Source organism: Arcicella aurantiaca, from assembly GCF_003148625.1.
Lineage (GTDB): Bacteria > Bacteroidota > Bacteroidia > Cytophagales > Spirosomataceae > Arcicella > Arcicella aurantiaca.
The window spans coordinates 1-1,180 of record NZ_QGGO01000071.1; the positions used below are offsets into that span (position 1 = coordinate 1).

General features: G+C 30.4%; 1 protein-coding gene. It reads right to left on the minus strand.

The window, feature by feature from the left end:
* Nucleotides 1-101: 101 nt before the first annotated feature.
* Complete coding sequence (locus LV89_RS24835) at nucleotides 102-1,031, minus strand: replication initiation protein (RefSeq protein WP_109745682.1); 930 nt, start codon at nucleotides 1,029-1,031, stop codon at nucleotides 102-104.
* Nucleotides 1,032-1,180 lie beyond the last annotated feature (149 nt).

Consider the following 1,180-nt stretch of genomic DNA (forward strand, 5'->3'; position numbering starts at 1 on the left):
TTTACAAATAATGATGATTGACAATTATAACAATAATAGAAATATGGGTGATACAACTTCTTTTAGAACAAATTTCTAATTGTATCACCCCTCAATTAAAATTAAATATCGAAATTTTTAGCGGTATATGCTCCGATATTGCTGATTTCTTTATTGATAATTTTTAGATGAATATCATAAAGCTTTTTGTTTATTTCAACAGGAGAAAAGTTCTCTAATATCTTACTTGCTTGGTCTTTACGTAAATTAAACTGAGTTGTTAAACGAGAAAATATAGGGAGGTTGTTTTCATCAAATGAGTATTTTGCTATTTGCTCAGTATAAACAACTGTAAATTCTAACTGCTCAACAGGTTTTCTTCCTCTTCCTGCTTTATTCCCTTCAATAATGGTATAGCTGAACGAAATATCTGATTTACTATTAATTTCTCTCTCTGCTGGGTCTAAAACAGCTTTTTTGAAGTGAGTGAACTTTTCATATTTATCTCTTCCTGTTTTTTCATCTATTAGTTGAAGCCTTTGCTTTAACTCCATTAGATTGATTCTAAATGATTTATCCTTCATGTTTTTATACATAGAGAATATTTCATAGAGTCGCTTTGCGTAAACGGTATGCAGGTTAAGGGCAATATTAAGTTGAAATGTTGTAAACTCTCTCTTTAAATCAATGTAAAAAGGACGAATTTTAGGGGATATTGTAAGTTCAATTAATCCTTGCCCTTTGATGTACTCAGCACTTGCTACAAATGTTGTCTGTAAAAAATTACCATTAGCAAGAGTACCTTGCAAAAGTCGAGTTACAAGTTTAGCGGTAGCCTTCTGGAAATCAGCATATTTGATTTCAGTGCCAGTCAGTAACATTAATTCTCGTGCAGAAACCACATACACCTTCTCTGATGTATCTTCTTTCCTTATTTGAGCCATTACCATGTAGAGAACATTTTTCTCTAATGAGGACATTTCATATTTAGCAGAAGTAATAAAATTACTTTGCCATAAAGTTACCTCTTGAGGTGTATCTTTTTGAGTCATTTTAAGTAGATTTTACACAAACATAATAAGTTGCATTTAAAAAGGCAAGTATAACTAAAAAAAATAACTAATTACCGACTTTTTTACAACTTTTAAATAGGGTTTTACCGACTTTTTTACAACTAATTACCGACTTTTTTACAACTAAT

Bases quoted from the DNA above. Each gene is read 5' to 3' on its own strand.
- LV89_RS24835 (WP_109745682.1), bottom strand. From the start codon at position 1,031: ATGACTCAAAAAGATACACCTCAAGAGGTAACTTTATGGCAAAGTAAT.